At 65.1% G+C, this 15,242-nt stretch carries 16 protein-coding genes; 8 read left to right on the top strand and 8 right to left on the bottom strand.

What is annotated here, in order from left to right:
* The first annotated feature begins 98 nt into the window (after positions 1–98).
* Positions 99–401 carry a 4a-hydroxytetrahydrobiopterin dehydratase gene (locus tag ABIB90_RS24545; protein ID WP_007598746.1) on the top strand — a complete coding sequence of 101 codons (303 nt, stop codon included), beginning with the start codon at positions 99–101 and terminating at the stop codon, positions 399–401.
* 92 nt (positions 402–493) lie between these two features.
* Entirely contained in the window at positions 494–883 is a 390-nt protein-coding gene (locus ABIB90_RS24540) for a YkvA family protein (protein ID WP_007598747.1), read from the top strand.
* A 143-nt stretch (positions 884–1,026) separates the two neighbouring features.
* Here the strand turns inward: ABIB90_RS24540 and ABIB90_RS24535 are convergent, their stop codons facing one another.
* The 3 genes from ABIB90_RS24535 to ABIB90_RS24525 all read right to left on the bottom strand — a co-directional run bounded on the left by ABIB90_RS24535 (position 1,027) and on the right by ABIB90_RS24525 (position 4,431).
* Positions 1,027–2,187 carry a TAXI family TRAP transporter solute-binding subunit gene (locus ABIB90_RS24535; protein ID WP_007598749.1) on the bottom strand — a complete coding sequence of 387 codons (1,161 nt, stop codon included), beginning with the start codon at positions 2,185–2,187 and terminating at the stop codon, positions 1,027–1,029.
* A gap of 18 nt (positions 2,188–2,205) precedes the next feature.
* A complete protein-coding gene (locus ABIB90_RS24530; RefSeq protein ID WP_354201545.1) occupies positions 2,206–3,237 on the bottom strand; it encodes an SEL1-like repeat protein in 1,032 nt (343 codons plus the stop codon).
* 219 nt (positions 3,238–3,456) lie between these two features.
* Positions 3,457–4,431 (bottom strand): NADPH:quinone oxidoreductase family protein, encoded by a 975-nt coding sequence (locus tag ABIB90_RS24525; protein WP_007598751.1) that lies wholly within the window; start codon positions 4,429–4,431, stop codon positions 3,457–3,459.
* Between the two features lie 238 nt (positions 4,432–4,669).
* Between ABIB90_RS24525 and ABIB90_RS24520 the strand changes: the two genes are divergently transcribed.
* The 6 genes from ABIB90_RS24520 (at position 4,670) to argG (ending at position 10,634) form a co-directional block, all read left to right on the top strand.
* Positions 4,670–5,509, top strand: coding sequence for an SDR family oxidoreductase (locus ABIB90_RS24520; RefSeq protein ID WP_354201543.1), 840 nt, complete (start codon positions 4,670–4,672; stop codon positions 5,507–5,509).
* A gap of 117 nt (positions 5,510–5,626) precedes the next feature.
* On the top strand, positions 5,627–6,289 hold the full coding sequence (locus ABIB90_RS24515) for an invasion associated locus B family protein (RefSeq protein ID WP_354201542.1): 663 nt from the start codon (positions 5,627–5,629) through the stop codon (positions 6,287–6,289).
* A 185-nt stretch (positions 6,290–6,474) separates the two neighbouring features.
* Positions 6,475–7,677, top strand: coding sequence for a dual-specificity RNA methyltransferase RlmN (rlmN, locus tag ABIB90_RS24510; RefSeq protein WP_007598759.1), 1,203 nt, complete (start codon positions 6,475–6,477; stop codon positions 7,675–7,677).
* Positions 7,678–7,800: 123 nt separating this feature from the next.
* Entirely contained in the window at positions 7,801–8,289 is a 489-nt protein-coding gene (locus ABIB90_RS24505) for a hypothetical protein (protein ID WP_007598761.1), read from the top strand.
* A 137-nt stretch (positions 8,290–8,426) separates the two neighbouring features.
* A complete protein-coding gene (locus tag ABIB90_RS24500; RefSeq protein WP_354201541.1) occupies positions 8,427–9,203 on the top strand; it encodes a phosphatase PAP2 family protein in 777 nt (258 codons plus the stop codon).
* A gap of 93 nt (positions 9,204–9,296) precedes the next feature.
* A complete protein-coding gene (gene argG / locus ABIB90_RS24495) occupies positions 9,297–10,634 on the top strand; it encodes an argininosuccinate synthase (protein ID WP_007598765.1) in 1,338 nt (445 codons plus the stop codon).
* 147 nt (positions 10,635–10,781) lie between these two features.
* Here argG and ABIB90_RS24490 read toward each other — a convergent pair whose 3' ends face one another.
* The 5 genes from ABIB90_RS24490 to ABIB90_RS24470 form a co-directional block, all read right to left on the bottom strand.
* Positions 10,782–12,962 (bottom strand): OmpA family protein, encoded by a 2,181-nt coding sequence (locus ABIB90_RS24490; protein WP_354201540.1) that lies wholly within the window; start codon positions 12,960–12,962, stop codon positions 10,782–10,784.
* 186 nt (positions 12,963–13,148) lie between these two features.
* Entirely contained in the window at positions 13,149–13,391 is a 243-nt protein-coding gene (locus ABIB90_RS24485; protein WP_007598768.1) for a hypothetical protein, read from the bottom strand.
* The gene (locus tag ABIB90_RS24480) at positions 13,391–13,888 is read right to left on the bottom strand and encodes a pyridoxamine 5'-phosphate oxidase family protein (protein WP_007598769.1); all 498 of its coding nucleotides are present in this window, start codon (positions 13,886–13,888) and stop codon (positions 13,391–13,393) included. Before ABIB90_RS24480 ends, ABIB90_RS24485 begins: the two co-directional genes overlap by 1 nt.
* A 73-nt stretch (positions 13,889–13,961) precedes the next feature.
* Positions 13,962–14,348: a VOC family protein gene (locus tag ABIB90_RS24475; protein ID WP_354201539.1), complete on the bottom strand. Its 387-nt coding sequence runs from the start codon at positions 14,346–14,348 to the stop codon at positions 13,962–13,964.
* 21 nt (positions 14,349–14,369) lie between these two features.
* Positions 14,370–15,194 carry an FkbM family methyltransferase gene (locus ABIB90_RS24470; RefSeq protein ID WP_354201538.1) on the bottom strand — a complete coding sequence of 275 codons (825 nt, stop codon included), beginning with the start codon at positions 15,192–15,194 and terminating at the stop codon, positions 14,370–14,372.
* Between the last annotated feature and the right edge of the window lie 48 nt (positions 15,195–15,242).

The following is a 15,242-nucleotide window of genomic DNA, read 5'->3' as shown; positions in this document are numbered from 1 at the left end:
CATCTCCGTCATGGTTAGCGGATGGGGTCTAATCCCGTATGAACCCGGGGCGTCGGTGCGGTGTTAAGGTAAAGTTCCCCTGAAGGACGGAGGCGATGATGGCAGAACGGCTCTCGGCGGAGGCGCGCAGGCAGGCGCTGGGCGGACTACCTGATTGGACCGAGGTTCAAGGACGCGACGCGATCGGGAAAACCTTTGTCTTCAAGGATTTCAACGAGGCGTTCGGCTTCATGACGCGCGCGGCGCTGGTCGCCGAGAAGATGGACCACCACCCCGAATGGCGCAATGTCTACAAGACGGTGGAGGTGGTGCTGTCGACCCACGACGCCGGCGGCGTCACCGCGCTCGACATCGCGCTCGCCAAGGCGATGAACGCCATCGCCAAGCTGACACCAGGCTGACGTCTTGCAGGGCCCGGCCGCGTCCCCATCTTGTGATCAGCACGGGATGCGGCGATCTGCCGCCCCAGGCTGGAACGGGGAGTTTGCCGAAAATGGCCGCCGAACACAGCGTCGGTTTCGAGCCGGCCGACCGGCTCGCGGAAGATCGTGAGAGCGTGCGGCGCCGCTTCTGGCGCAAGCTGAAGCGTGTCGCCGCGCAACTACCGTTCGCGGAGGATCTGCTCGCCGCCTATTACTGCGCCTTCGACCGGCAGACGCCGCGCCATGTCCAGGCGTCGCTGCTCGGGGCGATCGCTTATTTCATCCTGCCGTTCGATTTCGTCCCCGACGTGATGCCGATCCTCGGCTTCACCGATGACGCCGCCGTGCTCGCCACTGCGATCCGCATGGTCGCCAGCCACATCACGAACGAGCATCGCGAAGCCGCCCGCGCCGCGCTGAAGCGCGGGGTGGATGAGGTGGACGTGGAAGCCGCGCAGTAGCTGTCGCCGCATACTCCGCTGTCATTCCCCGCGAAGGCGGGGAATCCAGTACGCCGCGGCCGCCTTCCGATTGAACCATAACCGTCTCGGAATGCTGTCATCGCCCGCCTTCGCGGGCGATGACAGCTGTGGATGGCTGCTCGCTACTTCTTTTCCGCCTGCGCCTGCGCCTTTTCCGCGTCCCACGCCTGGAATTGCTTGAACAGCGTTTCCTTATCCGCGTCGGACACTTTTGCGGCCGAGGGGCTCTGTTGCAGGAACGCCTCGAAGCGTTGCCGCGTCACCGGTTCGACGCCGTGGCGGTTGAGCCATTGCTGCGCCACCGGCAATCTGTTCCAGCCCGCCAGGGGCGCCGCGAGCGAGACCTCCTTCCACTTGGGATGGAAAGGCGGGTTCTGCAGCGTCGGGAACTTCGTGAAGAACGCGTCCACGTACAATGCAAGCTTGCGGTAGCGCTCGGTGTTGGGCGCCCAGTTGTAGGCCGCGAGCACCGCCGGCACCGCGATGGTGTCCACGCTCTCGCCCTCCTTGACTAGGTTCGGATAGTCCTTGGCGGTCAGCGTCGCCGGCAGATAGTCGCTCTGGAGGGGCTTTGCATAATCCACGGTCGCAAGGTGGAAGCGGCCGTCATTGCCGAAGGTCGAAACGGACTTGTACGGTTTGCCGCCGACCACGATGACGGCGTCGATCTCGCCGGCCTTCAGTTTCTCCATCGCGATGCGCTGCTCGACATAAACGAATTTCGCCTTGATCCCGAGCCGCTCGAACACGGTGAGCGCGGTGACGAAGGTGCCGCCGTTCGGCAGATCGACGCTTACAGTTTTGCCTTCCAGATCCTTGAGTGTCGCGACCGCTTTTGGCGCGATCACCTGCATCTCCTCGTTGTAGAGCTTCGTCACATAGGTGAATTGCTTCTTGATGTCCTTGGCAAAACCTTTGCGCTCGAGATAGTCGAGCGTATCCGCGCGCACGATTCCGAGATCGACGCCTTGCAGGAACAGGATGTCGGCAACGCTCTGCACCGAGCCTCGGCCGACGATTGGCAACACACGAATCCTGTTGCCGTCGTCGAGCACGGAGGCGAGGTCGGCGCCGAATTGCACATAGGTGCCGCCGATCGTGCCGGTGATCAACGTCACGGTGTTGGCGTTCAGCGACTGCTTGGTCGAGCTCGAACCGAACTGGAAGATGGCTTTCAGGCTGTCAGAGACCTTGGCCGGATCATATTCGGTCTGCTCGGCGCGTGCCGCGAAGGCACAGATCGTCATGATGGCGGCAAGCGCCATTCTCAAAGCGTTACGCATGATATCCCCTAAAGAGTTCTAGTTCTGAAGCTGGGCGAGGCGTTGCCGCGCCTCCGCCGATCCAAGGCCTGCGGCCTTTTGGTACCAGTCGCGCGCGGCGGTCGCGTCGGCAGCAACGCGCCGCGCGTCGCTCGTGCCCAGCACCGCCGGGTCATAGGTTTGCGCGAGCAGAAATGCAGCCGTTGCATCCTGTGCATTGGCGGCGCGTTCGAGCAGCAGGCGCGCCGCGGCAATGTCGCCGACCGCCAACAGACCGTTCGCGCGCGCCATCAGCCCAGCCAGTGTGTCGGCATCGAGCGTCTTGGCGGGCGGTGGGGGCGCAGGCGGCGCGGCGACTGGCCCGGGCGCCTGGGCTTGCAGCGCGGTTTGATAGGCAGTCGCAATCGCTTCGCGGCTCGGAGCTGAGGCTGCGGGGAGATCCTGCGCGTCAGCGCTCGCCAGCCTCGTGTTGCCCAAGCGCGCCGGGTCCTTGTACGCGGTTTGAGGCCTGTCCGGCACGTCGGCCGACGCCATGGCCTGGTCCAGCTCGGCACCCGTCGGGCTGGCAGCGTCGGCGGCGAAGAGATTGCGGAGACTGGGCTGAAACAGCGCGGCCGCAACGGCCAGCGTGGATGCGACGAGAACCGCCGCGAGAACAGGCGGGACAAATCTGAGCCGGGGACTCAACGCCCGCGCCGTATATTCGGCTGAATCCGGCACACCGAGCGGATCGGACAGGAACAGTGGAATTGGATCTTCCGGTGACAGATCGACCCGCGCGGCGCGCGCACGGATATAGGACGCGACGGCCGGATGTGATGCAGCTTGATCGGAATCGACCGATCTCGATTCCCTGGACGGGCGGTACGCCGTCGTCTCCATGGTGATGCTCCCCCTTACTAACGCAACGCTGGGGCATCCCGGCTTCAGTCTTTTTGTTGTTGTCCAGAAATGCCCCGCAAACTGGAGCCGGTAAATCGCCGTCTGAATCAGCCCAAAAAAAGTCGGCGGCTTGCGCGAATCGGGAGATATTTGGGTTTGATTGGGGCGAGGCGAAGGAATGCCCCGCAATTTTGTCGGTAATGGTTGACGGGGATTGATCCGGCGGCGGCGCGGACACTGCCTGTCCCGCGCTCGCTGTCATTCTCCCCGAAGGCGGGAATCCAGTACGCCGCGGCTTCTCGATTCAATGACTGACGTCTCGGAGTACTGGATCGCCCGGTCAAGCCGGGCGATGACAGTTGAGCTCGTGGCGAGCGGCCGTACCGACACACGCCACGCCGCATAGCCTCACGGATGCAGGATCACCTTGCCCATGGCCTGACGTCCCGCCAGCACCTTCAGCGCATCCGCAGTCTGTGCCAGCGGGAAGACGCGATCGACATGCGAGGAGATCTTCCCCTCCGCTGTCCACTTCACGAGCTTCTCGAGATTGGCGCGGTTCTTTTCCGGGTTAAGTCGGGTCCACGCGCCCCAGAACACGCCGCGGATGTCGCAGCCCTTCAGCAGCGCGAGGTTCAGCGGCATCTTCGGAATGTCGCCGGCGGCAAATCCGATCACGAGGAAGCGGCCTTCCCAGGCAATCGAGCGTAGCGCCTGCTCGGCATAGGTGCCGCCCACCGGATCGAAGATGATGTCGACGCCCTTGCCGCCGGTGAGCTTTCGCAAGCCTTCCTTCAAATCTTCCTTGCCGTAATTGAGCGTGAGTTCTGCACCGTGCGCCTTCGCGAATTCGAGCTTCTCGTCCGACGACGCGCAGGCGATCACCTTCAGGCCCATCAGCTTGCCGAGCTCGCACGCGGCAAGTCCGGTGCCGCCGGCGGCGCCGAGCACCGCGAGCGTCTCGCCCGGCTTCGGGCTCGCGCGATCTTCCAGCGCATGCAGCGCGGTGCCGTAGATGATGATGATGCCGGCCGCCCGGTCATAATCGAGATTGTCGGGGATCTTCACGATCGATGCCGCAGGCAGCGCGATCTTTTCGCGCGCGCCATTGTGGCCGCAGGAGGCGACGACGCGATCGCCGACCTTCAGATCGGTTACGCCGGGGCCGATGCTCTCGATCACGCCCGCGACTTCGGCGGCCGGCGAGAACGGGAACGGCGGCTTGATCTGGTACTTGCCCTGAATCATCAGGATATCGAAGAAGTTCAGCGCCGCAGCCTTGATCGCGATCACGGCTTCGCCGGGACCGGCCACCGGATCCGGCACGTCGGCCAGAACGAGATCGTCGGGCTGGCAATATTGCGAGCAGAGGATGGCTTTCATGGCGGCACCTTCTTGAGAAGTGAAGTACTGGGCGTTTCGAGTGGATTTATAGTTTGCCCGTTTCTGCCGGATTTAGGTGCGGGCGACAATCCGGTTTCTTTGTCTATTAGACCGCACCGGCCTATCCTCTCGTCATTGCGAGCGCAGCGAAGCAATCCAGAATCCGTGCCGCGGAAATAGCCTGGATTGCTTCGCTGCGCTCGCAATGACGGGAAGACAGAAAGGGAGGATTCAAACCATGTTTGAAACAGGCCTGCTCAAGGACAAGCGCATCCTCGTCACCGGTGGCGGTTCGGGTCTCGGTGCTGCAATGGCGCGCCGCTTCCTCGCGCTCGGCGCTGAACTCGTGATCTGCGGCCGCAAGGTCGATCGGCTCGAGGCGGCGGCGAGCGCGATGCGCGAAGAGATCGGCGGCAAAGTCACGACGATCGCCTGCGATATCCGCGATGGCACCGCCGTCGAGAGCATGATGGACGCCATCTGGCGCGAGGCGCCGCTCGATATTCTCGTCAACAACGCGGCTGCGACTTTCATCGCGCAGAGTGAGCATCTCTCATTTCGCGCTGCGGATGCGATCCTTGCGCCGACGCTGCATGGTGCGATGTATTGCACGCTTGCCGCCGGCAAGCGCTGGATCGACGGCAAGCATGGCGGCGTCGTGCTCTCGATCCTCTCGACCTCGACCATCACCGGCCGCGCCTTCACCGTGCCGTCGGCGATGGCGAAGTCGGCCGTGCTGGCGATGACCAAAAGTCTCGCCGTGGAATGGGGCCCGAAGGGCATCCGCACCGTCGCGATCGCGCCGGGACCGTTCCCGACCGCGGGCGCCTCGGGTCAGCTCCGCCCCGAGGGTCGCGACGAAGGGTGGGCCGCGCGCAACCCGATGGGACGCGCCGGCGAGCACCGCGAGCTTGCCGACCTCGCCAGCTTCCTGGTCTCCGACCGTGCCGGCTACATCAACGGCGAGATGGTGGTGATCGACGGTGGCGCGCATTTGCGCAGCTCAGGCGCCGAGGATTTGTTGCGCTGGACCGATGCGCAATGGGCGGAGCAACGCGCGGCGCGATCCCGGGCCTAGTCGCCGCGACCTTCGCTAACTGCCTTCCCAAATTGGACTTTCCCGGCTATCCCTGCCGCGGGGACAATGCGCGACCGGGCCATCTTCCAGTCACAATATTGAGGGAACCACTCCAGCATGTGGCGGGTGCTGATTTTAGCTTTGATGACGGGCGTGGCGGCCTGTGGAATCGTCGATTCCGCGCGGGCGCAGACGGCGCAGCCCGCGCCCAAAACTGCACCGAAAGAGGCCGCGCCGAAATCGGCTGCGCCGGCGACCAATACGACTGGAAAGACGGCTGCAAAGCCCGAGAGCAAGCCCGTGGCTCCGCACGCGGCGGTTGCGGGCGGCGCAGAGCCAACCCTGATTGGTCAGTTCGGCACCTGGGGCGCCTATTCGGCCGCGCCCAACGGCAAAAAGGTCTGCTTCGCGCTGGCCAAGCCGTCGTCGTCGAAGACCAACCCGCCGAATCGGCCGCGCGATCCTGCCTATGCCTTCGTCTCCACCCGCCCGGCGGAGAAGGTCAACAACGAAGTCTCGGTCCTGATCGGCTACGCACTGAAGCCGGGCTCTGAATCGTCGGTCGAGGTCGGTGGCGCCGCTTTCGCCATGTACTCGCAGGGCGACGGTCTCTGGATCAAGAATGCGGCCGAGGAAGAGCGGATGGTCGAGGCCATGCGTAAATCCGCCGATCTCGTGGTCAAGGGCGTCTCGTCCAAGGGGACCGAGACCACCGACACGTTCTCGCTGAAGGGCCTCGCCCAGGCGCTCGACAAGATCGCGCAGGATTGCAGGCGTTAAGCCTGCGGTCGATAAGGTCGCAATCGGCGGTTCCGGTTGCTATATAGGGCGGACTAGACTTTCTCCCGTCATTCCGGGGCGCGCGAAGCGCCAACTATGGTGCGCAATTGCGCACCTGAGAATCTCGAGGTTCCGGGTCTGGTCCTTCGGACCATCCCGGAACGACCACCTAATCAGGCCATTCAATGCAACCGATGACCGAGCCGCACAACGCAACGCTGGTGGAGAAGACTCCGCTCGAAACCTATGTGCCGCCGGCGAGGCCCTCGCTGATCGGCCTGTCGCGCACCGAGCTTGCCGATCGCCTCGGCGAGATCGGCGTTGCACCGGCGCAGCGCAAGATGCGTGTGCAGCAGCTGTGGCACTGGATGTATTTCCGTGGCGCCCAGAATTTCGAAGAGATGACCTCGGTCTCGAAGGGCATTCGCGCCGAGCTCGCGCAACATTTCACCGTCGACCGGCCCGAAGTCGTGGCCGAGCAGATCTCCAACGACGGCACCCGCAAATGGCTGCTGCGGCTGCCGAGCGGCGACAATGTCGAGCGGGCGCATGAAGTCGAGTGCGTCTACATCCCCGAAACCGATCGCGGCACGCTGTGTGTGTCCTCCCAGGTCGGCTGCACGCTGAACTGCTCGTTCTGCCACACCGGCACGCAGCGCCTGGTGCGCAACCTCACCGCCGGCGAGATCGTGGGACAGGTGATGGTCGCACGCGATCGTCTGAACGACTGGGCCGATCGCGAAGACGGTACGCGTCGCGTCACCAACATCGTGATGATGGGCATGGGCGAGCCGCTCTATAATTTCGAAGCGGTGCGCGATGCGCTGCTCATCGTCGGCGACAACGAAGGCATCGGCATCTCCCGCCGCCGCATCACGCTGTCGACCTCGGGCGTGGTGCCGAACATCGTGCGCGCGGGCGAGGAGATCGGCGTGATGCTCGCGATCTCGCTGCATGCGGTGCGCGACGAGCTGCGCAACGAGCTGGTGCCGCTCAACCGCAAATATCCGATCAAGGAATTGCTGCAGGCCTGTCGCGACTATCCCGGCGCCTCGAACGCGCGTCGCATCACCTTCGAATATGTGATGCTCAAGGGCGTCAACGATTCGCTCGACGATGCCAAGCTGCTGGTGAAGATGCTCAAGGGCATTCACGCCAAGATCAATCTGATCCCGTTCAACCCCTGGCCCGGCACCGCCTATGAATGCTCGGACTGGGACCAGATCGAAAAGTTCTCCGAATACGTCTTCAACGCGGGCTATTCCTCGCCGGTGCGCACCCCGCGCGGCCGCGACATTCTCGCCGCCTGCGGCCAGCTGAAGTCGGAGACCGAAAAACTCTCCGCCAGGGAACGCCAGACGCTGCGCGCCATGGCGATGACGGATTGAGTTGATGCGCGCAAATGCTCTCGCATCCTCGTCATTGCGAGCGCAGCGAAGCAATCCAGAGTCTTTCCGCAGAGGCAGACTGGATTGCTTCGCTACGCTCGCAATGACGGCGAGGGTGGTGTGATGTCCTTGATCGGCCGCCTCATCGTCATCTTCATCGGCTTTCTCGCCGCCTGCTTCGTCGGCGGCATGATCGTCGTCATCGCGCTGTTGTTTCCGGAGTTCGCCGATCTCGGCGCCGGTCCCGTCGATCAGGGCACGATCGACATCCTGCTCGGGTTCGGTTTCATCTTCGTCTCTGGCTTTGCGCTTGTGCCGGCGGCGGTGATCGTCGCGATCACCGAGGCGCTCTACATCCGCAGTGCTCTCACCTATGCCGTCGGCGGCGGCCTCGTCGGCCTCGCCTGCTATCTCGGCCTCATTCCCTTTCACTCCGACACCTTGCAGTTCGAAGGCATCGTGCGCCGCCATCTCGAGATCATGACCGGCGCCGGCATCGTCGCCGGTGTCGTCTACTGGCTGATCGCCGGTCGCAATGCCGGTGCCTGGCGCAATCCGCCGCTGCCGCGTAAGCCGCCTCCGCCGCTGCCCTCGAATTCAAGGCCGGATTGAGGTGCCGTCATTGCGAGGAGCGAAGCGACGAAGCAATCCAGACTATCGCCGCGGATGGATTCTGGATTGCTTCGCTTCGCTCGGAATGACGGATTCCAGGGTTTTCATCCCCTTCCCACTCGGCTAAACCGCGCGCCATGAACCGGACCGGACTCTTCATTGCCCTGGCGCTGTGGCTCGTGATCGGCGTCGTTTTCGGCCTTTATCCCGAGCTTGATCTCAAGCTCGCCGCGCTGTTCTTCGACCCTGAGACCAAGACATTTCCGCTCAAGCTGAACGGCTGGGCCAGCTTTGCGCGGGACGCCGCGATGTGGGTTGCCTGGGCGTTCGTGCTGCCTGCGCTGGTCGCGCTTGTGGTCAAGATGATCCGGCCTGACCGTCCCTTGATGGTATCCGGCCGCGCGATCGTGTTCCTGCTGGCCACGATTATCCTCTCAGCCGTCATTCTCTCCAACCTCGCCTTCAAGACCCATTGGGGCCGGCCGCGCCCGGTGGTGGTGACGCAGTTTGCCGGCGACCAGCAATTCGTGCCGTGGTGGGACCCACGCGGCGGTTGCGCGCGCAACTGCTCGTTCTTCTCGGGCGAGGGCGCGACTGCGTTCTGGACGCTGGCGCCCGCCGCACTGGCACCGCCGCCGTGGCGGCCGCTCGCTTATGCCGGAGCCGTGGTGTTCGGCCTCGTGACCAGCGGCCTGCGGATGGCATTTGGCGGCCACTTCTTCACCGACGTATCGATCGCCGGCCTCGTCACCTTCGTCGTGATCTGGTTTGCCTACGCGCTGATTTACCGCTGGCCGCGGACCCGGTTTTCGGACGAGGCCGTCGATGCCGCCTTGACCCGCCTGAACATGCCTGCCTACCGGCTGCGCCAGCGCCTGTTCGGCCGCAAGACGGGGCCCGAGCCGTCAGTTTGAGCCATTAAAGGGGTGCCGAGCCCCGCGAAATTTGATATTCGCGCGGTCAACCCGTGAAACGACATCCGCCCTTCGAGACCGATTGGAAGCCCCATGACCACGATCCTGAAAAGCCTGCCCAAGGGTGAGAAAGTCGGCATCGCTTTTTCGGGCGGCCTCGACACGTCAGCGGCGCTGCTCTGGATGAAGCAGAAGGGCGCGCGCTGCTACGCCTATACCGCCAATCTCGGCCAGCCCGATGAGGCCGACTACAACGAGATTCCGCGCAAGGCGATGGAGTTCGGCGCGGAGAAAGCGCTGCTGGTCGATTGCCGCACGCAGCTCGTCCATGAAGGCATCGCCGCGATCCAGTCCGGCGCCTTTCATATCTCCACCGGCGGCATCACCTATTTCAACACCACGCCATTGGGGCGCGCCGTCACCGGCACGATGCTGGTCGCGGCGATGAAGGAGGACGGCGTCAACATCTGGGGCGACGGCTCGACCTTCAAGGGCAACGACATCGAGCGCTTCTATCGCTACGGCCTGCTGACCAATCCGGGCCTGCGCATCTACAAGCCCTGGCTCGACCAGCAGTTCATCGACGAGCTCGGCGGCCGCGCCGAGATGTCGGCGTTCATGACGGCGCAGGGCTTTGCCTACAAGATGAGCGCCGAGAAGGCATATTCGACCGACAGCAATCTGCTCGGCGCGACGCACGAGGCCAAGGATCTCGAAAGCCTCGACAGCGGCATCAAGATCGTCAACCCGATCATGGGCGTGCCATTCTGGCGTGACGACTGCAACGTCAAGGCCGAGAAGGTCGTGGTGCGATTCGAGGAAGGCCAGCCGGTCGCGCTGAACGGCCAGACCTTCTCTGATCCCGTCGCGCTGTTCCTCGAAGCCAACGCGATCGGCGGCCGCCACGGCCTCGGCATGAGCGACCAGATCGAGAACCGCATCATCGAGGCCAAGAGCCGCGGCATCTATGAAGCGCCCGGCATGGCGCTGCTGCACATCGCCTATGAGCGCCTCGTCACCGGCATCCACAACGAAGACACCATCGAGCAGTACCGCATCAGCGGCATGCGCCTGGGACGTCTGCTCTATCAGGGCCGCTGGTTCGATTCGCAGGCCCTGATGTTGCGCGAGACCGCGCAGCGCTGGGTCGCCCGCGCCGTCACCGGCGAGGTCTCGCTGGAGCTGCGCCGCGGCAACGACTACTCGATCCTCAACACGGAAAGCCCGAACCTGACCTATGCGCCGGAGCGGCTCAGCATGGAAAAGGTCGAGGACGCGGCGTTCACGCCGGCCGATCGCATCGGTCAGCTCACCATGCGCAACCTCGACATCAACGATACCCGCGCCAAGCTGAAGCTCTACAGCGACACGGGCCTGCTGTCGGGCAGTGAAGGCTCGCAGATCTTCCGGCTGGAGAACGACAAGGGCTGAAGCGTAGGGTGGGTTAGCGCAGCGTAACCCACCTCTTCTGTCTCTGCGGATACGAACAGTGGCGGGTTACGCCTTCGGCTAACCCACCCTACAAGCAAAACAAAAATGGCCGGGATTGCTCCCGGCCATTTGCGTTTGTGCGTGCCGTTACCGCGGCGGCGCGGTGCCGGGCGGGGGCGGCGGCAGCGAAGCCTGGCCGCCGTTGAGCAACGGCGTGATGTTGCGGACGGTGACGCGGCGGTTGATCGCGCTCGGTCCTTGCGTCTGCTCCTTCAGGTACTGCTCGCCATAGCCCTGCGACGTCAGGTTCTCGGACGGCACACCGAATTGCTGGGTCAGCAATTCGGCCGCGGCCTGCGCACGACGATCCGACAATGACAAATTGTCGACGTCGTTGCCGACCGCGTCGGTGTGACCTTCGATCAAGAACACCACGCGCGGGTTGGCCTGGATCGCACGGTTAAGACCGTCGGCGATCGACTGCAGCTTCGCCGCCTGGTCTGGTGGGATGGTCCACGATCCCGTCTCGAAGTTGATCGTGTTGAGGTCGATGCTCGGCATCTGCATGCGAACATTGGGGCTGTAGCGGATCTCGTCGAGTGTGTAGCGACGGTTGATCCGCTGCACCGGCGGCGCCACCATCGTCTGATAGATCACGTCCGGCGACGCCTCCTCGGCATCGACGATATAGCGATCGTAGGGAATGTTCACGACGGGCGGCGGAGCGTCGACATAGAAACCGCCGACCGACTGCGGATCGCGGTAGCTGTTATCGATGATGACGAGCTCGCGCCCGGCCGGGTCCCTGCGGATTCGCCGCAGCAGCCGACCGTCCGGACCGACAACAGTAACGATCTCGCTGCCGTCGGGACGGATCACCACGGTGCGGGTATCGGCGCCGACAGTCTCGGTGCGGATGTCGCGGGCGCCATAGCGGAAGCGATAGAGATCGTTGCCGCGGACGTATGTCTGCCCACCCGGATCGCGGATGATGATGCGGTCCGGCTCGGTGTAGACGGTGCGGCCGCCTTCGATGCTTTCGCGGCGCTGGTTGCGGTAGTCGGCGATGGTGGCGCCGATCACGGCACCGGCAACGACACCTGCACCGATCGCGAGCGGTGTCAGGTCACGCTGCGGCGGACGCGGCGGTGGCGGCAGGGGCGTGGTCGTCGTGGGCGCGGCGCGGAAGGCCGGCGCAACCGTGGGCGTCGCGTATTGCGCCCTGTTGGGCGGCGGGGTCGCAGCCGCCGAGCCCGGGACGGTGCTCGGTGCTGCGGCGCCGGCGGGGGGAGCCGGCGGCCGGGACGGGGCAGCTGTCTGCGGCTGGGTCGGCGGAGCTCCGGCAGCGGGCGCGCCAGCAGCGGGTGCACCACCCTGGCGTCCCGGGGGCGATGTCACGGCGCCACCGGGGGCCGGCGTCGTTGTCGGGGCAGGGGTTGCTCCGGGCGCGGGCGTTGCGCCCGGTGCCGGCGTTGCGCTCGGCGCGGGACCCGGACGGCCGGACGGCGTCGGGGTGGCCCCTGGCGCCGGTGTCGTCGTTGGAGCGGGCGTGGCGCCTGGAGCCGGTGTCGGTGATCCCGCCGCCGAGGGCGCACGTCCGCCGGGGGTCGGCGCACCGGGACGGCCAGTCGGCGGCGTACTGCCCGGAGCCGGCGTCGCGGTCGGTGAAGGTGTACTTGTCGGTGTAGGTGTGGCGGCCGGAGCGGGCGCGCCCGGTCGCACCGTCGGCGCGGGCGCAGGCGACGGTGTCCCCGTGGGCGCCGGCGCGGGATGGCCTTGAGGAGTTGCTGCCGGTGGCGGCGGTGGTGTCGGGTGAGCCGCAGGCGGCGGAGGCGTGGGTGCGTGCTGCTGCGGAGCCGCGGCGGGCGGCGGCGCTGGAGGCGTGGGAGCCGGGCGTGCCGCGGGCGGTGCAGGAGGCGGCGCATGCTGTTGCGGAGCCGCAGCCGGGGGCGGCGCAGGCGGCTTCGGGGCGGCAGGCGGCGGTGGGGGCGGCGGCGGTGCCGGACGAGCCGCAGGTGGCGGCGGAGGCGGCGGCGGTGCTGCTGGGCGCTGCGGAGCGGCCGCCGGCGGAGGCGGCGCGGGCGGATGGGGCGGTGCAGCTGCGGGCGGCGGTGCGGTCGGGCGCGCGGGCGCCGCAGGCGGCGGTGTAGCCGGGCGCGCGGGCGCTCCCTTCGGCGGCTCCTTCGGTTTTCCGTCAGGGCCGGTCTCTTGTGGCTGCGCCTGCGCGACCACGAGCGGCGGCGCGCCTTGCGCATGTGATGCGGAGCTTGCGAACTGCATCGCGGTCAGAGCCGTGGTGGCAAGCAGCACGAAACGAAGATTAGTCATGATGGTGAACTTCCCCGGAAGGTTCTTTGACGAAGTGTTGGGATGAACAGCTACGCGTTAGGCCGGATTGTGGCGGACGAAGCCGACGCGGCGCGATTTATTTCTGCACGCAAATCACCTCACTATAGTGACGTTCATTGCGCATTCAGACGCAGGTTGCAATTGCCTCCGATGTGATGCGTCGCCTCATGCGCGATCCCGCGGCGGACTTGCATCCGTCGCAGGATTCGGCGTGAGCGGTCCGTTCGGCCCGCGCGATGGAATCTCTTCAGGCATGCGGCCCGGCAGTTCGTCGGGTGGCGTCGGCGCGCCGGGCTCGCGCACCGGCGGCGCGATTTCAGGCTGCGGATTGCCCGGCGGAATCCCCGGCGGCGGCTCGGTGGGCGTGCCCGGCGTCGACGGCGGAATCTCGGGCGGCTCGATCGGCATTACATCGAGACCTTGCGGTTGTCGCCGAGATCGGGCCGCGTGTTCGTCACCGCCGCGGCCGCCATCTTCACATAGGAGATCACCGTGCCGGGCGAATCCCAGAACTCGGCATCGTCAGGCGTGACCTTGAGCACGCGAATGTTGGGATCTTCCGCAGAGTCCCACCACGCCTTGGCCGGCGTCGCGAACAGCTCCTTGATCTTCGCACGGTCATTGGAGACCACGGCAGTGCCCGTCAGCGACACGTATTTTTGGCTGCCCGCATCCGCGAACGACAGGTTGATGGACGGATTGCGCGCGATCTCATCGTCCTTGTGACGCCGCGCGTCGGTGAGGAAATAGATCGTGTCCGCGTTGCGATCGAGATAGGCGCTCATCGGCCGCGCGCGGAGCTTGTCGCCATCGCGCGTCACCAGCATCGCGAATCCGATCGACTTCATCAGATCCCACACGCGATCCAAATCGCGATCGACGTCGCGAGCATTGTCGTTGGCCATGTCGTGCTCCTTCTTGCAAGGGACGACAACGGCGGGCGCGGAACGAGGTTCCGGCCGGAAGAAGGAACTTTATCTATTCCGGCGCGTGGCAAACCGCCTCGATGTTGTGTCCATCAGGATCGAGCACGAAGGCGCCGTAATAGGTCGGATGATAATGTGCCCGGATCCCGGGCGGCCCGTTGTCGCGCCCGCCCGCCGCAATCGCCGCCTTGTAGAATGCATCCACCACAGCGCGGTCTTTCGCCAGAATCGCGACATGCACCGGCTTGTTCAGCGCGCCCTCGCCGCCGATCCAGAAATCCGGCTTGCCGTCGGCGCCGAAGCCGGCGGCCGGATCGTGTCCGGTCTGCTCCTGCGTGACCTCCATGATCAGGCTGTAGCCGAGCGGCGCCAATGCCTTGGCGTAGAACGCCTTGGCGCGCTCATAGTCGGAGACCGGGAAACCCATATGGTCGATCATCGCAACCTCCGTCGTTCGTCGTCAGCGCGACAGGAACGTATTGCTCCGCGTCTTGCGCGCAACCACAAAGCCGCGCGCGACCATGTCAGCGATACAATCGTCCCGCCATTCCTTTTGTGACAAATGCTCGATCACCACCGCGCGCGGCCATAGCGATTGCGGCGCGTCGCGGAAGAAGCCGATCAGCACGCGATCCTCGAAGCCCTCGACGTCAATCTTCAATGCGTCCACCTTGGTGATGCCGGCCTCGTCGAGAATGCGCGTCAACCGCAGCGAGGGTACTTTGATCGCCTCCGCGCTGGCCGTGCCGGTGACGACATGCGTGGCGCCGAGATTGCCGCCGCCGCTCTCGATCATCAGCTCGCCGTCGCTGTCGCCGGCGGCCGCCTGCACCAGGCGCACCTGCGTCGCTTTCGATGCGGCCTGGTTGAACGAGAGCCGTCCAAACGTCATCGGATGCGGCTCGATGGCGACCACTTTGCCTGATGGCCCGACCTGTCGCGCCATCACCAGCGCAAAGGTGCCGACATTGGCACCGACATCGACGAACACGCCGGCCTCCGGGGTGTGCTGGCGCAGGAAGTCGAGCTCGTCGAGATTGTAATCGGGATTGAACAGCGCGCCGCGCTCGGTCGCGCTGCCCTGGTGATAGAAGCGGAACGATGCGCCCTGGTATTGCACGTCGACGGGACCACTGCGCAGCAGGTTCACCAATCGCGAAAGCCAGGGCCGGAACGCTCCGCGCTTCAGCCGCGACTGTGTCGCGAGGCGAATGATCGCGGCCTGCGCCGCATTCGGCGCAAACGCGCCGAACGGCGCGGACGAAGGGGCATTGTCGGTCGCCAAGTCAAAGTCCTCGTTGCAAGCGGCGCATGCATAGCCGGTTTTGCCGGG

It is taken from the genome of Bradyrhizobium sp. JR4.1, assembly GCF_040548605.1.
GTDB lineage: Bacteria > Pseudomonadota > Alphaproteobacteria > Rhizobiales > Xanthobacteraceae > Bradyrhizobium > Bradyrhizobium canariense.
The sequence above is the reverse complement of the archived record's forward strand: the minus strand, read 5'-3'. Positions and strand labels throughout refer to the sequence as shown.